The 15,302-nt window shown below is 62.6% G+C and carries 16 protein-coding genes, 1 tRNA gene and 1 pseudogene; 14 read left to right on the top strand and 4 right to left on the bottom strand.

Features of this window, described 5'->3' with window-relative positions:
• The first annotated feature begins 106 nt into the window (after nucleotides 1-106).
• From rfbA to Amn_RS25650, 7 genes are all read left to right on the top strand, one after another.
• Entirely contained in the window at nucleotides 107-988 is an 882-nt protein-coding gene (gene rfbA / locus Amn_RS25680) for a glucose-1-phosphate thymidylyltransferase RfbA (protein WP_067956564.1), read from the top strand.
• Complete coding sequence (gene rfbC / locus Amn_RS25675) at nucleotides 981-1,544, top strand: dTDP-4-dehydrorhamnose 3,5-epimerase (protein WP_154386206.1); 564 nt, start codon at nucleotides 981-983, stop codon at nucleotides 1,542-1,544. Before rfbA ends, rfbC begins: the two co-directional genes overlap by 8 nt.
• Nucleotides 1,541-2,620: a dTDP-glucose 4,6-dehydratase gene (rfbB, locus tag Amn_RS25670; RefSeq protein WP_246787030.1), complete on the top strand. Its 1,080-nt coding sequence runs from the start codon at nucleotides 1,541-1,543 to the stop codon at nucleotides 2,618-2,620. The genes rfbC and rfbB overlap by 4 nt, the downstream gene beginning before the upstream one ends.
• Nucleotides 2,617-3,501 (top strand): dTDP-4-dehydrorhamnose reductase, encoded by an 885-nt coding sequence (gene rfbD / locus Amn_RS25665; RefSeq protein ID WP_182574254.1) that lies wholly within the window; start codon nucleotides 2,617-2,619, stop codon nucleotides 3,499-3,501. The genes rfbB and rfbD overlap by 4 nt, the downstream gene beginning before the upstream one ends.
• A gap of 217 nt (nucleotides 3,502-3,718) precedes the next feature.
• A complete protein-coding gene (locus Amn_RS25660; protein ID WP_182574255.1) occupies nucleotides 3,719-4,561 on the top strand; it encodes a glycosyltransferase family 2 protein in 843 nt (280 codons plus the stop codon).
• Between the two features lie 62 nt (nucleotides 4,562-4,623).
• Nucleotides 4,624-5,814, top strand: a complete 1,191-nt coding sequence (locus Amn_RS25655) for a glycosyltransferase WbsX family protein (protein WP_067956573.1) — start codon at nucleotides 4,624-4,626, stop codon at nucleotides 5,812-5,814.
• 90 nt (nucleotides 5,815-5,904) lie between these two features.
• Entirely contained in the window at nucleotides 5,905-6,771 is an 867-nt protein-coding gene (locus tag Amn_RS25650) for a D-amino-acid transaminase (RefSeq protein ID WP_182574257.1), read from the top strand.
• A gap of 246 nt (nucleotides 6,772-7,017) precedes the next feature.
• On the opposite strand, the pseudogene Amn_RS32655 reads toward Amn_RS25650, so the two are convergent.
• The 3 genes and pseudogenes from Amn_RS32655 to Amn_RS25640 form a co-directional block, all read right to left on the bottom strand.
• Nucleotides 7,018-7,326: pseudogene (locus Amn_RS32655) on the bottom strand (autotransporter outer membrane beta-barrel domain-containing protein); the annotation flags it as partial.
• Between the two features lie 198 nt (nucleotides 7,327-7,524).
• Entirely contained in the window at nucleotides 7,525-8,073 is a 549-nt protein-coding gene (gene ybiA, locus Amn_RS25645) for a riboflavin biosynthesis intermediates N-glycosidase (RefSeq protein ID WP_182574258.1), read from the bottom strand.
• 105 nt (nucleotides 8,074-8,178) lie between these two features.
• A tRNA-Ser gene (locus tag Amn_RS25640) sits at nucleotides 8,179-8,268 on the bottom strand.
• A gap of 444 nt (nucleotides 8,269-8,712) precedes the next feature.
• Between Amn_RS25640 and rplU the strand changes: the two genes are divergently transcribed.
• From rplU to Amn_RS25625, 3 genes are all read left to right on the top strand, one after another.
• Nucleotides 8,713-9,144: a 50S ribosomal protein L21 gene (rplU, locus tag Amn_RS25635; protein WP_067956584.1), complete on the top strand. Its 432-nt coding sequence runs from the start codon at nucleotides 8,713-8,715 to the stop codon at nucleotides 9,142-9,144.
• A gap of 24 nt (nucleotides 9,145-9,168) precedes the next feature.
• Entirely contained in the window at nucleotides 9,169-9,438 is a 270-nt protein-coding gene (gene rpmA, locus Amn_RS25630) for a 50S ribosomal protein L27 (RefSeq protein WP_055974797.1), read from the top strand.
• Nucleotides 9,439-9,558: 120 nt separating this feature from the next.
• A complete protein-coding gene (locus Amn_RS25625) occupies nucleotides 9,559-10,146 on the top strand; it encodes a GNAT family N-acetyltransferase (protein ID WP_067956586.1) in 588 nt (195 codons plus the stop codon).
• A gap of 9 nt (nucleotides 10,147-10,155) precedes the next feature.
• Here Amn_RS25625 and Amn_RS25620 read toward each other — a convergent pair whose 3' ends face one another.
• On the bottom strand, nucleotides 10,156-11,016 hold the full coding sequence (locus Amn_RS25620) for an endonuclease/exonuclease/phosphatase family protein (RefSeq protein WP_286293629.1): 861 nt from the start codon (nucleotides 11,014-11,016) through the stop codon (nucleotides 10,156-10,158).
• Nucleotides 11,017-11,130: 114 nt separating this feature from the next.
• Here Amn_RS25620 and obgE point away from each other — a divergent pair, with 114 nt between their 5' ends.
• The 4 genes from obgE to Amn_RS25600 all read left to right on the top strand — a co-directional run bounded on the left by obgE (nucleotide 11,131) and on the right by Amn_RS25600 (nucleotide 15,297).
• Complete coding sequence (obgE, locus tag Amn_RS25615; RefSeq protein WP_067956589.1) at nucleotides 11,131-12,168, top strand: GTPase ObgE; 1,038 nt, start codon at nucleotides 11,131-11,133, stop codon at nucleotides 12,166-12,168.
• A gap of 6 nt (nucleotides 12,169-12,174) precedes the next feature.
• Nucleotides 12,175-13,323, top strand: coding sequence for a glutamate 5-kinase (proB, locus tag Amn_RS25610; protein WP_502874742.1), 1,149 nt, complete (start codon nucleotides 12,175-12,177; stop codon nucleotides 13,321-13,323).
• Between the two features lie 3 nt (nucleotides 13,324-13,326).
• A complete protein-coding gene (locus Amn_RS25605) occupies nucleotides 13,327-14,613 on the top strand; it encodes a glutamate-5-semialdehyde dehydrogenase (protein ID WP_286293628.1) in 1,287 nt (428 codons plus the stop codon).
• An 87-nt stretch (nucleotides 14,614-14,700) separates the two neighbouring features.
• On the top strand, nucleotides 14,701-15,297 hold the full coding sequence (locus Amn_RS25600; protein WP_067956595.1) for a nicotinate-nucleotide adenylyltransferase: 597 nt from the start codon (nucleotides 14,701-14,703) through the stop codon (nucleotides 15,295-15,297).
• The last annotated feature ends 5 nt before the right edge of the window (nucleotides 15,298-15,302 follow it).

The raw sequence follows: 15,302 nt of genomic DNA, 5'->3' as shown, positions 1-15,302 counted from the left end.
TGATTGTGGCAGACGAAGTTGATGTCTTGTTTGTGCGTCCCATACGGTCTATTGCGGTTTGTCAGCCGGGACGGGGGTCAGAAGGCAACGACACCAGGGATGTACCGTGAAGGGAATTATACTTGCGGGCGGTAGTGGCACGCGACTCTACCCTGCAACACTTGCAGTATCGAAGCAGATACTTCCGATATATGATAAGCCGATGATCTATTATCCGCTCGGCGTTCTCATGCTGGCGGGTATTCAGGACATCCTTATCATCTCGACGCCGCGCGATCTGCCGCAGTTCCAGCAGTTGCTCGGCGACGGCTCGGCGTTTGGCGTGTCGTTTTCCTATGCCGTCCAACCTTCTCCCAACGGCTTGGCCGAAGCGTTCATCATCGGACGCGAGTTCATCGGCAACAGCCCGGTGGCGCTTATACTTGGCGACAACATCTTCTATGGCGACGGCCTGTCGGAGCGCTGTCGGGCAGCCGTTGCCCGCGAGAGCGGCGCTTCGGTCTTTGCCTACCATGTCGAGGATCCGCAGCGTTATGGCGTCGTGTCATTCGACCGGGAGACCCAGCGTGCCCTGTCGATCGAAGAAAAGCCTGCGCAGCCGCGCTCGAACTGGGCGGTGACAGGTCTCTATTTTTACGACAATTCGGTGGTCGACATTGCCTCGTCGATCAAGCCGTCGGCGCGTGGCGAACTGGAGATCACCGACGTCAACCGCACCTATCTCGAGCGCGATACGTTGCATGTCGTCCGCCTGGGCAGGGGCTACGCCTGGCTCGATACCGGCACTCATGACAGCCTCCACGAGGCGTCGTCCTTCGTGCGCACCATCGAGCATCGCCAGGGCATCAAGATCATGTGCCCGGAAGAGATCGGCTTCGAACTCGGCTGGGTCAGCGAAGAGGACGTGTTGCGCCGTGCCGCCGAGCTCGGCAAGACCGACTATGCCCGCTATCTCGAGCGCCGAGTCAGGGAAATCAGTCATGGTTGAGGTGAGCAAGCTCGGCCTGGACGGCGTTTGCGAAATACGCGTCCCCAGGTTCGATGACGCACGCGGTTTCTTTTCCGAGACCTGGAATGCCGGGAAGCTTGCCCAGGCAGGCATCGCCGTCGATTTCGTGCAGGACAATCACTCGCTGTCGCGGGAGCGCGGCGTGTTGCGGGGGCTGCATTTCCAGAAGCCGCCCTTTGCACAGGACAAGCTGGTGCGGGTCCTGCGCGGATCGATCTACGATGTCGCCATCGACATTCGCGTGGGCTCGCCGACCTTCGGCAAATGGGTGGGGCTGACGGTTTCCGCCAAAGAATGGAATCAGATATTGGTGCCCAAGGGCTTCGCGCATGGCTTTGTTACGCTCGAGCCCGACACCGAAGTTGCCTACAAGGTGTCGGCACCCTATTCGCAGCCGCATGACCGTTCGATCCGCTTCGATGACCCCGACATCGCGATCGACTGGCCGGTAGCCGCACAAGAGCTGATCCTGTCGGACAAGGATGCTGCCGCCCCCTTGCTGACTGATGTCGAAACCGGATTTGTCTACCCGTGAAAAACGTCCCTCAAACTGTGCTGGTCACCGGTGGCGCCGGTTTCATCGGCTCGGCCGTCTGCCGGCATCTGGTGGCAAGCGGCAAGTACCGCGTCGTTAACCTGGACAAACTGACCTATGCCGGCAACCTGACGTCGCTGCGTGATCTCGATGGCAATCCGAACTATGTCTTCCGGAAGGCCGACATCTGCGACACCGACAAGGTGCGCAAGATTCTCGCAGACGAAGCCGTCGATCTCGTCATGCACCTGGCGGCAGAAAGCCACGTCGACCGATCGATCGATGGGCCTATGGCCTTCGTCACCACCAATGTCGTTGGCACGGCGAGCCTGCTGCAGGCCGTGCTCGACCACTGGCGCAGCCTTGGGGAGGAGGCACGCAAGCGCTTCCGCTTCCATCACGTCTCGACCGACGAGGTGTTCGGCGACCTGCCTTTCGATTCCGGCGTCTTCACCGAGGACTCGCCCTACAAGCCGTCGTCGCCTTATTCGGCATCGAAGGCGGCGTCCGATCACTTCGTGCGCGCCTGGCACGAGACCTACGGATTGCCGGTTGTCCTTTCCAACTGTTCGAACAACTACGGGCCCTACCACTTCCCGGAAAAGCTGATCCCGCTGGTCATCGCCAACGCGTTGGATGAGCAGCCGCTGCCGGTCTATGGCAAAGGCGCAAACATCCGTGACTGGCTGTTCGTCGAGGATCACGCCAGGGCACTCGAAGCGGTCATGACCGGGGGCCGGATTGGTGAGAGCTACAACATCGGCGGACGTGCCGAACGCACCAATCTCGAAGTTGTCGAAGCCATCTGTGCCCTGCTTGATGCACGCCGCCCTCGCAATGGCGGCCGCTCGCATCTCGACCTCATCACCTATGTTACCGACCGGCCCGGACATGACCGGCGCTATGCCATCGATCCGACCAAGAGCGAGCAGGAACTGGGCTGGACGCCGCTGGAAACCTTTGAGACCGGCCTCGCCCGTACCGTCGACTGGTATCTCGCCAATGGCTGGTGGTGGCGCCCGATCCGCGAGCAGCGCTTCGACGGAACCCGCCAGGGACTGGTCGCTGCCAAGTGAAGATTCTGGTTACCGGAACATCCGGCCAATTGGCGCTCTCGCTTGCCGAGCGCGCCAAGGGAAAAGCAAATATCGTCCTTGTCGGTCGGCCTGACCTCGACCTTGAAGATCTCGCCACTTTTGCCCCGGTCCTGAAATCGGTCGCGCCTGATATGGTCATCAATGCCGCCGCGCACACCGGCGTCGATCAGCAGGAAGACGAACCCCAGCGTGCGTTTCGCATCAATGCCGAGGCGCCGGCGGAATTGGCTCGGCTGACCAGGCTTGCGGGCATACCGATCATCCAGGTTTCGACGGACTACGTGTTTGATGGCAAGGCGGCGCAGCCTTACTCAGAGACGGACATGCCCAACCCGCAGACGGTCTATGGCCGCAGCAAGCTGGCGGGCGAGGAAGCCGTCCGTGCCGGCAATCCGGACCACCTGGTGGTGCGCACGGCCTGGGTCGTCAGCCGCCATGGCCGCAACTTCGTCAAGACGATGCTCAGGCTCTCGGCGACACGCGACAGGCTGCAGGTCGTGGCCGACCAGTTCGGCAATCCGACGGAGGCCCGTGATCTCGCGGACGGCTTGCTGGCGGCAGCTGCCTCGTGGCGCAAGCAAGGCGGCTTTCCGCAGGGCCTCTACCATCTCGCCGGCCAGGGCCGCGCCAATTGGTTTGAGCTGGCCACTCATGTCTTTACCGTCAGTGCGTCGCTCGGCGGACCATCCGCGCTTGCAGAACCTGTCGGCAGTGAGCAATGGCCAGCAAAGGCCGCGCGGCCGGCGAATTCGCAACTGAGCTCGGACGCCTTTGCCCGCGATTTCAGCTACCGTGCCGGCGAGTGGCGAGAGCGGGTCGGGGGGCTGGTCACGGAACTGGTCGGATCTTCAAACAGGTGAATCTGATCCCGAGCGCTTTCGAAAGCGAACGCCAGTTGCCCGTTGCCGGAAGGTTCCCGTTTGGTTGATCACCCGATTGCTACGGCGGAAAGAAGCTGTGATTGTACAAATGTTGTCCGGACAGCCGTTTCGCTGCATAGATGCGAGACGAGGAAAAGCTCACTGCTTTGGGTAGGAGTCGACATTTACGTTAAGTCAAGTTGATGCGGACGACTTTATGAAACCGGACGTGGATCTGATCGTCGTTACCCACAACAGCGGCTCGGTCTTGCCAGTGTTTTTGGCGACTGTTCCGAGTTGTGCAAACGTTGTTGTCGTCGACAACGCCAGCGTCGACGACTCCGTGACGCTTGCCGAGGCTGCCGGGGCGAAGGTCATCGAGATCGAGGAAAATGTCGGCTATGGCAGCGCCTGCAATGTCGGCGCGGCCGCCGGCAATGCGCCATTCCTGCTGCTTGCCAATCCTGACCTTCGCTTCGAGGCGGGCGCGATAGAAGCGCTTGTTGCTGCAGCCGCTGCCCATCCCGACGCCGCCTTCAATCCGCGTTTCTATTCGGGCTCGCGCCGGCGCTTCAGACGGTGGTCGCGACTGCTGCCGGCGTCCGACTTTTGGCACGGGGCGCCCCCCAAACATGATTGCGCCATCCCGGTCCTGCATGGCGCCTGCATCTTCATCAGGCGTAAGCATTTCGAGCAGGTTGGTGGCTTCGACCAGAACATCTTCCTGTTCCACGAGGACGACGACCTCAGCGTGCGGCTGCTGCGGGTCGGTGTCGAGCTGCGGCTTGCTGCAGGTGCTGCCGTCGACCATGCGGAAGGCCGCTCCAGCGCGCGGTCGGTCGAGTCGGGCCGCGTCAAGGGTGAAGCGATGGGCCGGTCGCTGGTCTATGTCATGAACAAGCACCAGATGCCGCTTGACGTACCTGCCGAACGTTTCCGTACATGGCTGAAGCTGCTGTGGCCGCATGTGCTGTTCTCCAGTGCGCGACGCTCCAAGCTTCTGGGATTTGCAAACGGATTGAATGGCGGCCCTATGGGCAGTTTCGGGAAGCGCCAGTGAACGCTCTGTCAGGCGCCCCGTGGCGTGAAAGGCCATCCTTCTTGCGCAGAGTCTGGGGAAAGTTGCGGCGGATCGCGCAGCCGTCCCGATGGCTGGCGAGGTCACAGCCGTCGGACCGGCTACACGAGACACAGGTCCGCAATCTCCTTGGCCATTATCCGGCCGGTGACTATAAGCCGATAGCAAGCGAAAAGCCGGCCGCGACCGACGTCCGCCTGGTGGCGTACTACTTGCCGCAGTTTCATCCGACGGCGGAGAACGACGAGTGGTGGGGGAGCGGCTTCACCGAATGGCGCAACGTTGCGCGCGCGTTCCCTGTCTTCGAAGGTCACTACCAGCCGCGGCTGCCGGGAGAACTGGGCTATTATGACCTGCGGTTGCCTGAAGTCATGCGCCGGCAGGTCGAACTGGCCAAGCTCTACGGCATCTCAGCCTTCTGTTTTCATTTCTACTGGTTTGGTGGTCGGCGTCTGCTGGAAGGTCCGCTGGACCATTATCTGGCAACCGCCGATCTCGACCTGCCATTCTCCCTGTGCTGGGCCAACGAAACCTGGTCGCGACGCTGGTCCGGGCGCGAGCAGGACGTGCTTCTGGCGCAGCGGCATTCGGCGGAGGACGACATCGCGGTCATTCGCGGCCTCGACAAATATTTCCGCGATCCCCGCTATCTGAAAATCGACGGCAAGCCGGTTTTCACCGTCTATCGCGCGAGCCTCTTCCCGGACATGAAAGCCACCATCGCACGCTGGCGCGCAGAGATGACCAGGCTCGGATATCCTGGGATCTACCTGATCGCGACGAATGCCTTTGATTTCAGTGCGCATCGCGACCACGGCTTCGATGCGCTGTCCGAGTTTCCGCCGCACAACATCCGCACGCCGAGTATCGAAAGCAGCTTGTCCGTCTCACGCTTCCGGGACAGCGGTCGTATTCGACGCTACGCCGATGTGGTGGCAGCGGAAAAGGTGAAGTCGGTCGAGGCAGGCGTCGTCCATCCCGGCGTCATGCCGTCATGGGACAACAGCGCGCGCCGTCCGACGTCTGCCCAGATCTACCATGGCTCGACGCCCGATCTGTTCGAGCAATGGCTCGGGGACGCGATGGAGCGCGCGCAGGCCAATCCTGCAAACGAGCGCCTTGTCTTCATCAATGCCTGGAACGAGTGGGGCGAGGGGGCGTATCTCGAACCCGACCTGAGATATGGTTACGCCTATCTCGAGGCCTGCGCGGAAGCCCTTCGGAACCATAAGTGACAGCGGCGCCGTCTTGCATAAGGTAATTTCCATCGGGGCGCTGGGCCTGTACAAGGCGCGCTGACATCTCACTTGCATTGGAGAGTACCTATGGCCGGTGGACAAGACCGCATCGTCTGGCTGAATGGCAGCTACCTGCCGGCCGCTGAGGCCAAACTGTCGATCTTCGATCGCGGCTTCCTGTTTGCCGACGGCATCTACGAGGTGACGGCGGTTCTCGACGGCAAGCTAGTCGACAGCGACCTGCACATGGCGCGTCTGGAGCGCTCGGCCCGTGAACTTGGCTTGCGCCTGCCCATCACCACCGCTGCCATCGAAGAGATCGAGCACGGTCTGATCGAGCGCAACGGTCTGCAGGAAGGGCTTGTCTACCTGCAACTGACGCGGGGCGCCGAAGAGCGGAACTTCCTGTTCGGCGAGGAGCTGGAGCCGACACTCCTGCTGTTGACGCAGCCGAAGGTGCTTGTCGATGTTGCCGCAGCAAGGACCGGCATTGCCGTCAAGACGCTGGCCGACCTGCGCTGGGCAAGGCGCGACATCAAGAGCGTGTCCCTGCTGCCGCAGGTGTTGGCCAAGCGCGACGCCAAGGCGGAAGGTTGCGACGAGGCGTGGATGGTCGAGGACGGTCATGTCTCCGAAGGTGCGTCGTCGACCGCCTATATCGTTACCCATGACGGCAAGATCGTCTCACCCGCCAACAGCCAGCGCACGCTGCCCGGCTGTACGCGACAGGCGCTTGTCCAGTTGGCCGAGGAGGGCGGCCTGACGCTCGAGCAACGCCGCTTTACCGTCGAGGAAGCCCAGGCTGCTGCCGAAGCCTTCATCACCAGCGCTTCGACCTTCGTCATGCCGGTGGCCCGCATCGATGGCAAGCCGATCGGCGACGGCAAGCCGGGACCAGTCGTCACGCGGCTGCGCGAGATCTATATCGACCATGCGCGCGCGAGCGCACGCTGACGGGCAAGGGCTGACCCATCCGGGCCCGCCGCCAGGTGGGCCGGCAAACGCCGTCGCGGCTGCCGAAGATACACGACCATCTTCGGGTCCTGGTAGTCGTCCATGGTCGGCATGGCGTGCATGAAGACGGCTAGAACCGCACCGCAAGGTTTGCCTTGAAGCTGTGATGCTGTGCGTCGGATGCCAGTTGGCCATGATAGGCAAGGCCGACGCTTGCAGCCGCGGAGATGTCGAAGTCGAGCCGGCCTCGGTAATGGCGCTGTCTCTGGCGATCGGTGCCCCCGCGACAGAGAAAGCGCTGGAGTAGCCAAAGGCATTGACTGACGAGGGAAACGTGTTGCCGAAAGCGTGGCACCAGCCGAGCATGCCGCGTGCGCTGGTTTCTATGCCTGCCACTGTAAATGCGGTCGAGGCGCGCAACCCGACGGTGGTGAAGGTGACGTCGGTCGAATCCCTTGCGACGGTGAGAGCCGCAGCGCCGCCCTGTTCGGCAAAGCCATCCGTGTGGAGATTGACGTAGGCGAGATTGGCGAAGGGTTTTGTCGATGGGCAAATCGCGCAACTTTCCGGCGCTGAGTACCTAACCTACGAATCTGCCGGTTGGTGGGAACACCAGGATCTTTATGTCATCCGCAAACCTTCCGCCGCTGCACACGCTGGGATCCAAATGAAGACAGCTGGAGAGTAATATCGGTCGAGTAGATCTACAGCGGAGTGGTTAGCGGACATACAGATCAGGGCTATAAGGCGGTATCAGACTCTAATGCGGTCTCGCACGTTCATGAGCGCGAAGCCGAGCAAATTGTCGCCACGCCACAGGAGTGGATTGGCTGCTCGCTTGTCATCAGCGGCCAAGCCGATGCCCCACACGCGGTCCACCGGGCTTGCTTCAACTAGAATCTGATTGCCGGTAGACAGCAGAAATGCCCCGAGCGCCTTGTTTTGGGAGAACTTTGCGAAGCTTCCTTCAGTGACGATGCGGCGCTTCTCTCCATCCCAACGCGCCTCATCAAAACCGCGCACCTCGCGACCGATCTGCTTTGCCTGCTTGGGACTTCGCGCCTTAAGGACGTGTTGCACCGCTTCTTGGTCGCCAAACAGCCGTGCCTTCTCAGCCATCATCCAATGCTCAGCCGTGGGATAGCGGATGCTGGCCACCTCGAAGGCCACAGACCACCACTGGCTGAAGCATGAGGAAGTTATCCGTCCATCCTCTGCAGGCTGGTGCCCCCAGAAGAAAAGGAACTTCAGGCGTGCCTTGGCACGGAACGCTATCTCAAGGTGGGCGCGATCATGAACCATAATCTGCACTCTAAAGCAGCAATGCCGAACATCGGCAATGAAGGCAGGAAGCCGCCGTTGCGGCCTCAAGATATTTAGGGCTTTAAGCGTAGAAGCGGCGGTGTCTGGCGGAGAGGGAGGGATTCGAACCCCCGATGGGCTTGCACCCATGCCGCATTTCGAGTGCGGTGCATTCGACCACTCTGCCACCTCTCCGCGGTCGTGATCGGCCGTTGCCGGCGCGGCGCAGTAGATAACGGCTCATGGCCTGTCGCACAAGGCCAAATGTGACCGAGTTGGCGTATCTTTTTCATTGAGCCGATTTAGCCAGATGGACGCTGCGTCAGCCCGGTGGAAAATCACGGTCAGAGAGACTGGCTTCACGGGCGTTTGGGTTATGCGGGCGTCGCCTCGGCAGTTGTTCGCTTGAGCTGAAGCCGGTATCCGGGACTGGACTGCGTGAGGCTCGCGTCGGCACGGGAGGCCTGACCGGGCTCAAAAGCGCAGCTTTGCCAAGGTGTTCGCCTTGACTTCATGGCAACCTTCGGTTACGGGACCCCTGCAATCGGCGTGGAGGGTCCTCTGCGCCGTTTGTCATGAACCCGTAACGACTGACAAAAAGACGGCCGAAAAGGCCGACCGAACAGCGAAAGGCACAAAATGTTCGCAGTCATCAAAACGGGCGGTAAGCAGTATCGCGTTGCCGCCAATGATGTGATCAAGGTTGAGAAGCTCGTCGGCGCCGCCGGCGACACCGTGGAATTCGTTGAAGTGCTCGCCGTTGGCGAAGGTGAAAACGCCGAGATCGGCGCGCCCTTCGTCGCGGGCGCAGTGGTGACGGCTGAGGTGGTCGAGCACGGCCGCAACAAGACCGTCATCGCCTTCAAGAAGCGTCGCCGCCAGAACTCGCGTCGCGCCCGCGGTCACCGCCAGCACCACACCACTGTCCGGATCTCCGAGATCCTGACCGGCGGTGCGAAGCCTTCGAAGAAGGCGGCAGTGAAGGCCGAAGCCGCAGCTGATGCAGCTGCAGAAAAGCCCGCGAAGAAGGCAGCGCCGAAAAAGGCTGCAGCCGTCGCGGAATCAGAGTAATCAGAGCGCTGAAGGAGAACATCCATGGCACATAAGAAAGCTGGCGGTTCGTCGCGCAACGGTCGCGATTCAGAGTCGAAGCGCCTTGGCGTCAAGAAGTTCGGTAGCGAGTCCGTGATTCCGGGCAACATTATCGTTCGTCAACGCGGCACCACCTGGCATCCCGGCGTCAACGTCGGCATGGGCAAGGATCACACCCTTTTTGCGCTCGAAGCCGGCGCCGTGACCTTCAACAAAAAAGCCAATGGCCGAACCTACGTATCGGTGAATCCGATTCTCAAGGCCGCGGAGTAGCCGGTTCCGCACTACAACACCGGCGCCCCATCTCGGGAACCGGTGTCTGGCCAAGCCAGGAAAAGGATCAGGGGAGATGGGTTTCCATCTCCCCTTTTTCATTCTCCTGGAGGATTTCACATGGTTGCCGAGAAGGAAGACAGCGAAGACGAAAGGCTGTCGATCGACTGTCCGATATTGCTGACCGAGCGCCTGGTCCTGCGGCCACCGCACGAGGACGACATCCCCGAGCTGGTGCAGCTGGCCGACAACCGCCACATCGCCGAGATGTTGTCGCGGATGCCGCATCCCTACGGCGAGGCCGAGGCGCGAGCCTTCCTGTCGATGGCGCGTAGCAGGCGCGGCGGGGTGGTTTATGCCATCACCATCGCCGACACCGGTGCCTTCGTCGGTTCGGCCGGGCTAAACGTCACCGACCGCGGGCTAGAGCTCGGCTACTGGATCGGTGAACCCTACTGGAAGTCGGGCTATGCCACCGAGGCCGCGCATGCGCTCGTCGATCTCGCCTTCCGGGCAACCGATGTTGCCGTGCTCAACGTCTCGTGCCGGGTCATCAACCCGGCGTCGCGGCGGGTCATCCACAAGTGCGGCTTCCAGTATGCCGGCCAGGGCATGCTGAACTCGATCGTCGCCGGCCAGGTCCCTGTCGAGCGTTACCGGCTCGACCGCAAGACCTGGGCGAGCCTCAGGTCGTGGGCGCGGTTCTAGGCGGACGGCTCAGGCCAGCTCGACCCACACCGGCTGGTGGTCGGAACCTGCCGCATCGCTGTCGATGCGGACGGATTTGACCCTGGCGGCCATGTTGGCCTGAACGAAGACGTAGTCGATGAGGCGGGTTTTTTCCGGATGGGTCGTGTCGGTCCAGGAGACCGACCCATCCGGAACTCCGCCCGCCAGCGTATAGGCGTCGACAGGGTGATGGGCGACGATCTGCGGACCTTCCACCGGGTCGGGCACGCCGGTCATGACGAGATGTTCGGGCGAGCCCGGCACCATGTTGAAGTCGCCCATGAGAACGAATTCCTCGGGGCTGGGGAGCTCGGGGAAACCGTATTCGGCAGCACCGGTGAGGACGCCGCCTTCTGCGGCAAAGGCGTAGACCCGTTCCTTGAGGTGACGGATCTGGGCGATGCGCTCCTCCTGGCTGACGTGGTCGGTGTGTACGGAGTAGACACGCAGCGGACCCGACGGTGCCATAATAAGCGCTTCCAGCGCCGAGCGCTGCAGGTTGCCGCGGCTGAGGCGTTTGCTGCGCGGCAGGAGCAGGTTGCGCGACGCGACGATGGGCCAGCGCGACAGCACCATGTTGCCGAACTGCAGCCGCTTGTTGGCGGGCTTGCCGTCGGTGCCGAGCATGCCGAAGTCGATGTCCATGGCGACGCCGTAGACATGGAAGTAGTCGGGCAGCAGGCGGGCAAGGCCGTCGACCATGTCGGCCATGTCGTTGCGCATGAAGTTGCGGGTCACCTCCTGCAGCGACACGATGTCGGCGCCGTCGACGGCGCGGACAATGCGGTCGAGGTCGTAGCGCGCGTCGCGGCCGACGCCATACTGGGTGTTGTAGGTGACCAGTTTCATCTACGTCCTTTCGATACGGGCTTCGCGGCCCAATCCGCTCTCGCCCTTCGCCGCGCCTTGCGCTATGGCAAGTGCGCTGAAACAACGAAATAGCAGCAGAAGACGAAGAGTCCGATGAAATTTCTCGATCAGGCCAAGGTTTACATCCGCTCCGGCAACGGTGGCGCGGGTGCAGTGTCGTTCCGGCGCGAAAAGTTCATCGAATTCGGCGGCCCGGACGGTGGCGATGGCGGCCGCGGTGGCGACGTCTGGCTCGAGGTCGTCGATGGTCTCAACACGCTGATCGACTATCGTTACCAGCAGCATTTCAAGGCGCAGACCGGCATTCACGGCATGGGCCGCAACATGACCGGCGCCAAGGGAGCCGACATCACGCTCAAGGTCCCGGTCGGCACGCAGGTCTATGAAGAAGACAACGAGACGCTGATCTGCGACCTGACCCAGGTCGGCCAGCGTTATCTGCTCGCCAAGGGCGGCAATGGCGGTTTCGGCAACCAGCATTTCAAGACCTCGACCAACCAGGCGCCGCGGCGAGCCAATCCCGGCCTCGAAGGCCAGGAGATGTGGGTCTGGCTCAGGCTCAAGCTGATCGCCGATGCCGGCCTCGTCGGCCTGCCCAATGCCGGCAAGTCGACCTTCCTTGCCTCGGTCACGGCGGCAAAGCCGAAGATTGCCGACTATCCCTTCACCACGCTGCATCCGGGCCTGGGCGTGGCCCGCATCGACGCCCGCGAGTTCGTCATCGCCGACATTCCCGGTCTGATCGAGGGCGCGCATGAAGGTGTTGGCATCGGCGACCGTTTCCTTGGCCATGTCGAGCGCACGCGCGTGCTGCTGCATCTGGTCTCGGCGCGGGAAGAAAGCCCTGCCAAGGCCTACAAGACGGTGCGCCGCGAGCTTGAGGCCTATGGCCACGGTCTCGACGAGAAGTTCGAAGTGGTCGCACTTTCCCAGGCTGATACGCTCGATCCAGATGAACGCAAGAAGAAGATGGCATCGTTGAAACGCGCGGCTGGGCGCGCGCCTATCCTCCTGTCGGCGGCGACGCGCGAGGGCGTCGAGGAGACGCTGCGCGCGCTGATGAGCGTGGTCGAAGAGGCACGTCAGGCAAGCGGCGAGGTGGCGCCCTCCGACGCGCGCTGGACGAAGTAGACTGCCATGACGATCCCTACGCTTCGAAGCTACAAGCGCATCACAGTCAAGATCGGCTCGGCGCTGCTTGTCGACCGCTCGACCGGTCTCAAGCGCGAATGGCTGGCCTCGATGGCCGACGACATCGCAACGCTCGCCGAAGGTGGCGCCGACGTGCTGGTCGTCTCGTCGGGCGCGATCGCGCTTGGCCGCACCATCCTCGGTCTCGGCAAGCGCGCCTTGAAGCTGGAAGAGAGCCAGGCCGCCGCGGCCGTCGGCCAGATCGCTTTGTCGGGCGCCTGGGCGGAAGAGCTCGGCCGCAAGGGGCTGAAGTCGGGCCAGATTCTGGTCACGCTCGGCGACACCGAGGAGCGCCGGCGCTATCTGAACGCGCGCGCCACCATATCGACGCTGCTCAAGATGGATGCTGTGCCGGTCATCAACGAAAACGACACGGTGGCGACGAGCGAAATCCGCTATGGCGACAATGATCGCCTGGCGGCGCGTGTGGCGACGATGATGGGATCTGATCTTTTGGTGCTGCTGTCCGACATCGACGGGCTCTACACCGCCCCGCCGGCAAGCGACCCGAATGCCAAATTCATTCCGGTCGTCGACCGCATCACGCCTGATATCGAGGCGGCGGCCGGGGGAGCTGCCTCCGAACTGTCGCGCGGCGGCATGCGGACGAAGATCGACGCCGGCAAGATCGCCACTGCGGCCGGCACGGCGATGATCATCACCGCCGGCACGCGGCTGTCGCCGCTGATGGCGATCGAACGCGGCGAACGCTCCACCCTGTTTCGGCCGAGCGGCAATCCGGTGAAGGGCTACAAGACCTGGATCGCAGGCCAGCTCGAGCCGGCAGGACGGCTGACCGTCGATGCGGGTGCCGTCGGTGCGCTGCTGTCGGGCAAGTCGCTGCTGCCGGCCGGTGTGAAGCTTGTCAGCGGCAATTTCTCACGCGGCGACACGGTGGCGATTCTGTCGCCCGAGGGGCGCGAGATCGCGCGCGGGCTGGTTGCCTATGACGCTGCGGATGCCGTAAGGATCGCTGGACTGAAGACGGCGGAGATCGAAACCGTTCTTGGCTACGAGGCACGCTCGGCGATGATCCATCGTGACGACCTCGTGGTCAGCCATACGGACAAGGTTGCGGTGCAAGCGGAAGGGTAGGACATGCTGAAGGCGCATGAGAAGTCCCATGAGGATACTGCGCGGCTGATGGCTGATATCGGCCGCAAGGCTCGTGCCGCCGCCCGCCCACTCGCTGTCGCCTCCGCCGAACGCAAGCATGCTGCCCTCATCGGCATGGCCGAAGCCATCCTGCATCGCGAGCACGAGATCCTCGAAGCCAACGCCATCGACGTGAAGAACGGGGAAGAAGCCGGTCTCAGCGGTTCGTTCATGGATCGTTTGAAGCTGACGTCGGGCCGAATCCGCGACATGGCCGACGGCATCCGCGCCATTGCCGATCTCAGGGACCCGGTCGGCGAAGTGATTGCCGAATGGGACCGCCCCAATGGCCTGCATATCGAGCGCGTGCGCACCCCGCTCGGCGTCATCGGCGTGATCTATGAAAGCCGTCCCAATGTCACGGCGGATGCCGGTGCGCTGTGCCTCAAGGCCGGCAACCCCGTTATCCTGCGCGGCGGCTCGGATTCGCTCAACTCGTCGCTGGCGATTCATTCTTGCCTCGCCGAGGGACTGAAGTCGGCCAACCTGCCCGAGGACGCGATCCAGTTGGTGCCGGTGGCCGACCGTGCCGCCGTCGGCGAAATGCTGAAGGGCCTGTCGGGCAATCTCGACGTCATCATCCCGCGCGGCGGCAAGAGCCTTGTCGAACGCGTTCAGACCGAGGCGCGAGTGCCGGTATTCGCCCATCTCGAGGGCATCTGCCATCTCTACATCGACAAATCGGCCAAGCTCGACATGGCAGTGGCGATCGCAGTCAACGCCAAGATGCGCCGCACCGGCATCTGCGGCGCGGCAGAGACCTTGCTCGTTGATCGCGCAGTTGCGGCGACACATCTGGTTCCGGTGCTCGAAGCGCTGCGCAAGGCAGGCTGTGAAATTCATGCCGACGCGGATGTGGTCACGGCCTTTGCCGACGCCAAGCCGGCGACCGATGCCGACTGGGTGACCGAATATCTCGACGCCATCATCTCGGTGAAGCTTGTCGACGGGGTCGCCGGCGCCATCGAGCATATCGAGACGTTCGCCTCACACCACACCGAGGCGATCGTTGCCGAGGATGCGAAGGCCGTCGAACGTTTCTTCAACGAGATCGATTCGGCGATCCTGCTGCACAACGCCTCAACCCAGTTCGCCGACGGCGGCGAGTTCGGCATGGGTGCGGAGATCGGCATCGCCACCGGCAAGATGCATGCGCGCGGACCGGTCGGCGTCGAGCAACTGACCTCGTTCAAATACCGTGTGCGCGGCAACGGCCAGCTTCGGCCGTGACGGAAAGCATCGGGCTGGTGTGACGGCTCAGGGGGCCTAAAGTTGCTGTTGCCTTCGGAGCCGCCAGTTTCCCAAAAGTACCTTCGCATGCCGCATGCCATGAAAGGCATGCAGGTCGGGCTGTTCGGCGGGTCGTTCAACCCGCCGCATGCCGGCCATGGCCTCGTCGCTGAAATCGCCATGCGCCGCCTGCAACTCGACCAGCTGTGGTGGATGGTCACGCCAGGCAATCCGCTGAAAAGCACACGCGAGCTGGCGCCGCTGGCCAGACGCATCGAACTGTCCGAGCAGATCGCGGAAAACCCGCGCATCAAGGTCACCGCCTTCGAGGCGAGCCACAATGTGCGCTACACCGCCGACACGCTGGCGCTGATCAAGGCGCGCAACCCGGGCGTCGATTTTGTCTGGATCATGGGCGCCGACAATCTGCGCGATTTCCATCGCTGGCAGCGCTGGCGGCAGATCGCGACGACCTTCCCGATCGCCGTCATCGACCGGCCGGGGGCGACGCTGTCATTCCTGTCGTCTGTGGTCGCCAAGACCTTCGACTATGCACGTGTCGACGAGGGCGACGCGCCGCTGCTGGCGCGCATGAAGGCCCCTGCCTGGACCTTCATCCACGGACCCCGTTCCCTGCTGTCGTCGACGGCGCTGAGGAACGGGACGGCCAAGGGCAAGTCCTAGCCGTC

Source organism: Aminobacter sp. Y103A (assembly GCF_030294925.1).
GTDB classification, from domain to species: domain Bacteria; phylum Pseudomonadota; class Alphaproteobacteria; order Rhizobiales; family Rhizobiaceae; genus Aminobacter; species Aminobacter ciceronei.
The sequence above is the reverse complement of the archived record's forward strand: the minus strand, read 5'-3'. Positions and strand labels throughout refer to the sequence as shown.